Raw genomic sequence first — 8,260 nt, 5'->3', positions numbered from 1 at the left:
CGGCCGGCCGCCGGGGCCGGTGTGAAGGCGGCCGGTGCGAAGGCGGCCGGTGCGAAGGCGGCCGGTGTGAAGGCGGCCGGTGTGAAGGCGAACGGCACCAAGGCCGCCGCTGTGAAGGCGAACGGCACGAAGCCGACTGTCGGACGCACGGCCGCCGATGGTGCGGCCGCGAAGAAGGCGGTGGCGGAGACCGCGACCAAGGCCGTGGCGAAGACCGCGACGAAGGCGGTGGAGAAGGCGGCGGCCGGGAAGCCGGGTACCGGGAGCCGGGCCGGTGGCGCGAGTGCGAAGGGCGGCGCGAAGAAGGCCTCCGCGAGGAAGTCCGCGCCGAAGCAGGAGGGCGGCGGTGTCTGAGCCGGCGCCGGTGGAGCCGACGGGCCACCCGGAGGTCGATGCCGCGCTGGCCGGGCTGGCGGAGCTGGCAGGGGTGGAGACCGCTGCCCAGGTGGCGGTGTACGAAGATGTACATCAGCGGCTGGTGGGCACTCTGGCCGCGCTCGACGAGCGGTAACCGGACGAGCAGCAGCCGTACGAGCACCAGCAGTACGGGTAGTAGCGAAAGCAGTAGGAGCTGAAACACCAGTGGCAGTGGCACGACGCCGACTCGACGCGGAGCTGGTCCGCCGCAAGCTGGCCCGTTCGCGTGAGCACGCGAGTGAGCTGATCGCGGCGGGCCGGGTGACCGTCGGCGGCACCACGGCGACCAAGCCCGCGACGCAGGTCGAGATTTCGGCGGCGGTCGTGGTGGCCAAGGACGAGAACGATCCCGACTACGTCTCGCGCGGCGGCCACAAGCTGGCGGGCGCCTTCGCCGCCTTCGTGCCGCAGGGCCTGGTGGTCGAGGGGCGGCGCGCGCTGGACGCGGGCGCGTCCACCGGCGGCTTCACCGACGTACTGCTGCGCGCGGGGGCGGCGGGGGTACTGGCGGTGGACGTCGGCTACGGCCAGCTGGCCTGGTCGCTGCAGAGCGACGAGCGGGTCACCGTGATGGACCGGACCAATGTCCGGGAGCTGACGCTGGAGCAGATCGGCGGGGAGCCGGTCGACCTGGTGGTCGGCGATCTGTCGTTCATCTCGCTCGGTCTGGTGCTGCCCGCCCTGGCGGGCTGCTGCGCCGAGGACGCGGACCTGGTGATGATGGTCAAGCCGCAGTTCGAGATCGGCAAGGAGCGGCTGGGCAGCGGGGGAGTGGTCCGCAGCCCGCAGCTGCGGGCGGAGATGGTCCGTCAGGTCGCCGATCAGGCCTGGGAGCTGGGGCTGGGCGTCCGGGCGGTCACCGCCAGCCCGCTGCCGGGCCCGTCCGGGAACGTCGAGTACTTCCTGTGGCTGCGCCGCGGCGCCCCGCGGCTGGACCCGGCCGAGGCGGAGCGGGCGGTGGCGGAGGGGCCGCAGTAAGCCGGAGGTCCTTCGGTGGCCGGGCCGGATGGCGGGGGTCGGATGTCAGGGCCCCCGGATAGGGTGCTGTGCAGGCGTCCGACCGTCACGCCCGGTGGCGGCCGCACCGGGGCAAGGGCGACCCGGCAGGCGTAGGGAGAGGGCAGCATGAGCGAGGAACGTACGGTCTTCCTGATCGCGCACACCGGCCGTGAGGCTGCGCTGCGCAGTGTCGAGGGGCTGGTGCACGGCCTGCTCAAGGAGGGGATCAGGATCAGACTGCTCGCCTCGGAGGCCGTCGGCCTGGATCTGCCCGACGGGGTGGAGCGGGTGCCCGGTGGGCACGGCGCGGCGGACGGCTGCGAGCTGATCCTGGTGGCCGGGGGCGACGGCACGCTGCTGCGGGGGGCGGAGCTGGCCCGGGAGTCCGGGCTGCCGATGCTGGGCATCAACCTTGGCCGGGTCGGCTTCCTGGCGGAGGCCGAGCGGGACGACCTGGCGGTCGTGGTCGAGCGGGTGGTCAAGGCCGACTACGAGATCGAGGACCGGATGACGCTCGACGTCCTGGTCCGCACCAACGGCGATGTGGTGCACCAGGACTGGGCGTTGAACGAGGCGTCGATCGAGAAGGCCGCGCGGGAGCGGATGCTGGAGGTCGTCACCGAGGTGGACGGCCGTCCGGTCTCCAACTTCGGCTGCGACGGGGTGGTCCTCTCGACGCCGACCGGATCGACCGCGTACGCCTTCTCGGGCGGCGGTCCGGTGGTGTGGCCGGAGGTGGAGGCACTGCTGATGGTGCCGATCAGTGCGCACGCGCTGTTCGCCCGGCCGCTGGTGACTTCGCCCGACTCGGTGCTGGCGGTGGAGGTCCAGCCGAAGACGCCGCACGGGGTGCTCTGGTGCGACGGGCGCCGTTCGGTCGAACTCCCGGCCGGGGCAAGGGTGGAGGTCCGCCGGGGGAGTACGCCGGTGCGCCTGGCGCGGCTGCACCAGGCGCCGTTCACGGACCGGCTGGTGGCCAAGTTCGCGCTGCCGGTGACGGGGTGGCGCGGGCGCGGCAAGGTCTGCTGAACGGCTCCCGAGGGGCATGAGGCGCCGTGATGTCTGTCGCCTACTTGCCCCCGCCCGTCGGCCAGTTGGCTTTGGCCGCGGTCGACGGGCGGTGCACGTCGGCCGGTTCACCACTTCCCCGGGGCCGCGCCGACGGAGGTCAGACGGCCAGCGGCGGGGCCTCTCCGGTGGTGCGCCAGCGGCCGGCCTGGGCCAGGTCGGCGGCGGTGGCGAGACGGGCGATCGCCGCGTCGGCGGCCGGTGCGGGGACGGTGAACGGGATGCGGATGTGGTGCTCGAAGGCGCCGTCCACGCCGAACCGGGAGCCGGCCGCGATCCGTACCCCGATTCGTTCGCCGGCCTGGGCCAGCGCGGCGCCCGAGACCCGGCCGGTGGACACCCAGAGGCACAGGCCGCCCGGCGGGCGGGCGAACCGCCACTCGGGCAACTGCCGTTCGAGTGCGGCGATGAGCGCCTCGGCGCTGGAGCGCAGCCTGGCCAGCTGGTGGGCACGGACCTCGTCGAAGCGTTCGGTGAGCAGGGCGGCGGCGATCAACTGCTCCAGCACGGGAGTGCCGACGTCGGTGTAGACCCGGTCGGCGGCCAACTGCCGTACCAGGGCGGGGTTCGCACGCAGCCAGCCGACCCGCAGACCGCCCCAGAGGAGCTTGCTGCCCGAGCCGACGGTGACCACCTGGGCGGCGCGGTCCAGGGCGGCCATGGGCCTGGGGAGGTCCTCGGTGCCTACGCCCCAGGCGAGTTCGGCAGGTGTCTCGTCGACCACGACGACGGTCCCGGCGGCGCGGGCGGCGGCGAGCAGCTCGCGGCGCTGCTCCTCGTCGATCAGGGCGCCGGTCGGATTGTGGAAGTCCGGGATGAGGAAGGCGAGTCGGGGCGCGGCCCCGCGCAGGACGCGCTGCCACTCCTGGACGTCCCAGCGCGGCAGGGCGGTCGGCCCGTCCGGCCGGGCGTGCGGGACGGGCACCAGGCGGGCGCCGCTGCGGCGCAGTGACTGGATGGTGTGCGCGTAGCTGGGCGCCTCGACCGCGAGCCGGTCGCCGCGTCCGGAGAGCGCCTGGCGGGCCAGGTGCAGGGCACCCATCGCGCCGGTGGTGACCAGGATCTGGTCCGGAGTGGTGGGCAGGCCGCGCTCGGTGAAGCGGCGGGCGATGGCCTCCCGCAGCACGGGCACGCCGGTCGGGTAGTGGCCGTGCCCCGAGGCGTACGCGGGCAGTTGCTCGATCGCCCGGGCCGCCGCCTCGCCGAGGTACGGCTGCGGGGCGGGCAGTGCGGCCACGCCGAGGTCCAGTACGGTCTCCCGCTCGTCCGGCGGGACGGGGTGCAGGGCGTCACCGGGCGGCCTGCTGCCCTCGGGTAGCGTGGTCCAGCTGCCGGAGCCACGGCGGCTGCGCAGATAGCCCTCGCTGCGCAGGGTCTCGTACGCGGTGGCGACGGTGGTGCGGCTGAGCGACAGGGCCTGCGCGAGTTCGCGTTCGGCGGGCAGCCGGGTGCCGACCGGCAGCCGGCCCTCGGAGACCAGCAGCCGGACCTGCCCGGCCAGGGTCCGGTACGCGGGCCGGTGCCCGGCGGGCTCGGGCAGCTGGGTGCTGCGCAGCAGCCTGGCCAGCGCGGGCGGGGTCACGGCACTCTGCCACTCGCTCATTCGAATCAGTCCACCTGGCCTCGATTGGACCTGGATCGGGTCCGATTGGACCCTCATGATGGCAGTCCGGCCGCTCGGCCGCCATACACATCCGCACCACCTCCCGAGGAGCCGAACCATGGCTACCGTCTCCCAGCACGCCAGCACTCCGGGCGACAGCGCCGCGAGGATCTGGAGCACCGACCGGCTCGCCCGGCGGGTGCCGCAACTGCTGGCCGGCCTCGGCCTGTACGGGGCGAGCATGGCGCTGATGGTGCGGGCCTCGCTGGGTGTCAACCCGTGGGACGTGCTGCACCAGGGCCTGCAGCGGCACCTCGGTCTGAGCATGGGCGCCTGGGTGACCATCACGGGCGCGCTGGTGCTGCTGCTGTGGATACCGCTGCGCCAGGTGCCGGGCATCGGGACGATCGGCAACATCCTGGTCATCGGCGCCGCGATGGACCTCACCCTCGGCCTGATCGCCGCCCCGGAGGGGTGGCTCGCGCGGACGGCGCTACTGACGGCGGGCATCGTGCTCAACGGTCTGGCGACCGGCCTCTACATCGGGGCCCGGCTTGGGCCCGGGCCGCGCGACGGGCTGATGACCGGGCTGCACCGGCGCACCGGGCGTTCCCTGCGGCTGATCCGCACCGGCATGGAGCTGACGGTGGTGACGATCGGGTTCCTGCTCGGCGGTACGGTCGGGCTCGGGACGATCACGTACGCGCTGGCGATCGGGCCGCTGGCGCAGTTCTTCCTGCGCTACTGCGCGGTCGCGCCGCGCGAGGCCGCGTAACGGCGGCACCCTGCGGCCTCCTCGCCCCCCGAGGATGGGTACACGCTCGGTGGCCGCCCGCGCACGGAGTCGGCAGGGACGGTGCCGGATGGGATGAACTTGCACCGCCGGGACCTCCGCTCGTCGCGCGCTGGGGGTCGGACCTCGTAAGGTCGTCTCCGTGTTGGACGAGATGCGGATACGGGATCTTGGCGTCATCGACGACGCGGTGGTCGAACTGGCACCGGGCTTCACCGCGGTGACCGGCGAGACCGGAGCGGGCAAGACCATGGTGGTGACCAGCCTCGGCCTGCTGCTGGGCGGCCGGGCCGACCCGGCGCTGGTGCGCGGCGGCTCCGACCGGGCGGTCGTCGAGGGCCGTATCGAGCTGCCGGCCGGCTCCCCGGTGGCCGCCCGCGCCCTGGAGGCCGGCGCCGAGCTGGACGACGGCGCGCTGCTGATCAGCCGTACCGTCTCCGCCGAGGGCCGCTCGCGCGCCCACGTCGGCGGCCGGGCGGTCCCGGTCGGCCTGCTCGCCGAGCTCGGCGAGGACCTGATCGCCGTGCACGGTCAGACGGACCAGCAGCGGCTGCTGCGCCCCTCCCGCCAGCGCGGCGCGCTGGACCGGTACGCGGGCGAGGCGGTGGCCGAGCCGCTGGCCCGCTACCGCGAGGTGTACCGCCGCCTGCGCGAGGTCTCGGCCACCCTGGAGGAGCTGACCACCAGGGCCCGCGAACGCGCCCAGGAGGCGGACCTGCTGCGCTTCGGCCTGGAGGAGATCGCCGCCGCCGAGCCGGTCACCGGTGAGGACGTCGAGCTGGCCGCCGAGGCCGAACGCCTGGGCCACGCCGACGCGCTCTCCGGTGCCGCGACCCTCGCCCACGCCGCCCTGGCCGGCGACCCCGCCGACCCGGACTCGCTGGACGCCGGCACCCTGCTGGCCCAGTCCCGCCGCGCCCTGGACTCCGTCCGCCACCACGACGAGCGGCTCGCCGCCCTGGCCGACCGCCTGGGCGAGGTGGGCTACCTGCTCGCCGACGTGGCCGGCGACCTGGCCGGGTACGCCGACGACCTGGACGCGGATCCGGTACGGCTGGCAGCGGTCGAGGACCGCCGGGCGGTACTGGCGCAGCTGGTGCGCAAGTACGGCGGCGAGGAGAACTCGCTCGCCGAGGTGCTGGAGTGGGCCGAGGCCGGTGCGCTGCGGCTGGCCGAACTCGACGGCGACGACGAGCGGATCGACGAGCTCGGGGCCCAGGAGACCGAGCTGCGGGCCGAGTTGGCCGAACTCGCCGCCGGGGTCTCGGCCGCCAGGCACGCCGCCGCCGACCGCTTCGCCACGGCCGTCTCCGCGGAACTCGCCGAACTCGCCATGCCGCACGCCCGGGTGACCTTCGCGGTCAGCCGGGTCGACGACCTCGCGGGCATCGAGATCGACGGGCGCACCGTCGCCTACGGCCCGCACGGCGTGGACGAGGTCGAGGTGCTGCTCGCCCCGCACCCCGGTGCGCAGCCGCGGCCGATCGCCAAGGGCGCGTCCGGCGGTGAACTCTCCCGGGTGATGCTGGCCGTCGAGGTGGTCTTCGCCGGTGCCGACCCGGTGCCCACGTACCTCTTCGACGAGGTGGACGCGGGTGTCGGCGGCAAGGCGGCGGTGGAGATCGGCCGCCGGCTGGCCAAGCTGGCGCAGAGCGCGCAGGTGGTCGTGGTGACCCACCTGCCGCAGGTGGCGGCCTTCGCGGACCGGCACCTGGTGGTGGTGAAGACCAACGACGGCACGGTGACCCGCAGCGGGGTCAAGGTGCTCGACGACGGGGAGCGGGTCCGCGAGCTCTCCCGGATGCTGGCGGGCCTGGAGGACTCGGAGCTGGGCCGTGCCCACGCCGAGGAGCTCCTCGCGGCGGCCCGCTCCCCGCGCGGCGACTGACGCCCCTGGCCACCCGCGGGCGCGGGGCTCTCGCGGTTCGCCGGGCCCCGGGAAGCATGGCCGGGCGCCGGGAACCGCACGGCTGGCGCGCCGTCCCGAGCTCGGGACTGCCGCGCGGCCGTTGCGCCCGCGCGGGCCCTTCCCCGTGCCCCGGTCGGGTCCCACGACGCGCCCGCGAGGGTGCCGACTGTCCAAGACGCCTCCCGACCTGGCATGGTGGCGGCTGGACACTGGCACCCCAGTCCCGAGCGGCGCTCGCGGAGATCCCGCGGGCGGCGTGCGGCAAGTGAACTAGTCGGAGCGAGACGACGTGGACCATTCCGCGACCCGGGCCACCGGCACCGGCCCCACCGCGGCCCATGAGAGCCGGGGCCAGCTGCACGTGGTACTCGTCCTGTCCGCGAGCACCGGCGGCATCGGAGCGCATGTGCGCTCCCTGGCGCAGGGCCTGGTGGCGCACGGCGTCGGTGTGACCGTCTGCGCCCCCGCCGGGACGGACTCGCTGTTCGGCTTCTCCCGCACCGGCGCCCGGTTCCACCTGGTCGACATCACCCCCACCGCCGGGGCCCGCAGCGACGCCACCGCCATCGGCGAGCTGCGTCGCGCCTTCACCGGGGCGGACGTGGTGCACGCCCACGGCCTGCGCGCCGGTCTCCTCTCCGACCTGGCGCTGCGCACCGCCGGACGCTTCCCAGGGCTGCGGCCGCAGACCCCGCTGGTGGTGACCTTCCACCACGCGATGCTGGCCACCGGCGTGGAACGCCGCCTGCAGCGGCTGATGGAGCGCCGGGTGGCCCGGGCCGCCGACCTGGTCCTGGGCGCATCCTCCGACCTGGTCGCCCGGGCCCGTGAACTCGGTGCCACCGATGCCAGGCTGGGCCCGGTCGCGGCCCCGCCGATGCCTCCCGGCGACCTCGGCCGGGAGGCGTCCCGGGCCCGTCTGCTGGGCGGCGGACCGGACCGGCCCGTGGTGCTGGCGATCGGCCGGCTGGTCCCGCAGAAGTCCTTCGGCCTGCTGCTGGACGCGGCCGGGCAGTTGGGCGAGCGCGACCCGCTGGTGGTGATCGCGGGCGAGGGCGCGGAGGGTACCGAACTGCGCGAGCGGATCGCGGCGGAGCGGCTGCCGGTGGAACTGCTCGGCTACCGCACCGACGTGCCCGACCTGCTCGCCGCCGCCGACCTGGTGGTGGTGAGCAGCCGCTGGGAGGCCCGTTCGCTGGTGGTCCAGGAGGCGATGCGGGCGGGCGTGCCGGTGGTCGCCACCAGCGTCGGCGGCATTCCCGAGCTGGTCGGCGAGGCCGCGGTCCTGGTGCCGTACGGCGATCCGGCCGCACTCGCGACGGCGGTACGGGGGCTGCTGGCCGACCCGGACCGCAGGGCCGCGCTCGCCGCGGCCGGCCGTGTCCAGGCCGAGACCTGGCCGGACGAGGCGGCCACGGTGGCGCAGGTGCTCAGCACCTACGACGAACTGGTCCAGCGCGAGGGCGCCTGA

Annotated in this window: 7 protein-coding genes and 1 pseudogene; 7 read left to right on the top strand and 1 reads right to left on the bottom strand. The window is 74.9% G+C overall.

The window, feature by feature from the left end:
- The 4 genes and pseudogenes from ABD369_RS22385 to ABD369_RS22370 all read left to right on the top strand — a co-directional run.
- Positions 1–354: pseudogene (locus tag ABD369_RS22385) on the top strand (hypothetical protein); the annotation flags it as partial.
- On the top strand, positions 347–511 hold the full coding sequence (locus ABD369_RS22380; RefSeq protein WP_344638268.1) for a hypothetical protein: 165 nt from the start codon (positions 347–349) through the stop codon (positions 509–511). The pseudogene ABD369_RS22385 and the gene ABD369_RS22380, both read left to right, overlap by 8 nt.
- 77 nt (positions 512–588) lie before the next feature.
- Positions 589–1,395 carry a TlyA family RNA methyltransferase gene (locus tag ABD369_RS22375; RefSeq protein WP_344638282.1) on the top strand — a complete coding sequence of 269 codons (807 nt, stop codon included), beginning with the start codon at positions 589–591 and terminating at the stop codon, positions 1,393–1,395.
- A 147-nt stretch (positions 1,396–1,542) separates the two neighbouring features.
- On the top strand, positions 1,543–2,445 hold the full coding sequence (locus ABD369_RS22370; protein WP_344638267.1) for an NAD kinase: 903 nt from the start codon (positions 1,543–1,545) through the stop codon (positions 2,443–2,445).
- A 139-nt stretch (positions 2,446–2,584) separates the two neighbouring features.
- Here the strand turns inward: ABD369_RS22370 and yczR are convergent, their stop codons facing one another.
- On the bottom strand, positions 2,585–4,087 hold the full coding sequence (gene yczR / locus ABD369_RS22365; RefSeq protein WP_344638266.1) for a MocR-like transcription factor YczR: 1,503 nt from the start codon (positions 4,085–4,087) through the stop codon (positions 2,585–2,587).
- A 118-nt stretch (positions 4,088–4,205) separates the two neighbouring features.
- Between yczR and yczE the strand changes: the two genes are divergently transcribed.
- The 3 genes from yczE to ABD369_RS22350 all read left to right on the top strand — a co-directional run bounded on the left by yczE (position 4,206) and on the right by ABD369_RS22350 (position 8,260).
- Entirely contained in the window at positions 4,206–4,862 is a 657-nt protein-coding gene (gene yczE / locus ABD369_RS22360) for a membrane protein YczE (protein ID WP_344638265.1), read from the top strand.
- A gap of 172 nt (positions 4,863–5,034) precedes the next feature.
- On the top strand, positions 5,035–6,768 hold the full coding sequence (gene recN / locus ABD369_RS22355; protein ID WP_344638281.1) for a DNA repair protein RecN: 1,734 nt from the start codon (positions 5,035–5,037) through the stop codon (positions 6,766–6,768).
- Between the two features lie 310 nt (positions 6,769–7,078).
- Complete coding sequence (locus ABD369_RS22350; RefSeq protein ID WP_425557725.1) at positions 7,079–8,260, top strand: glycosyltransferase family 4 protein; 1,182 nt, start codon at positions 7,079–7,081, stop codon at positions 8,258–8,260.

This window comes from Kitasatospora cystarginea, assembly GCF_039533515.1.
Lineage (GTDB): Bacteria > Actinomycetota > Actinomycetes > Streptomycetales > Streptomycetaceae > Kitasatospora > Kitasatospora cystarginea.
The sequence above is the reverse complement of the archived record's forward strand: the minus strand, read 5'-3'. Positions and strand labels throughout refer to the sequence as shown.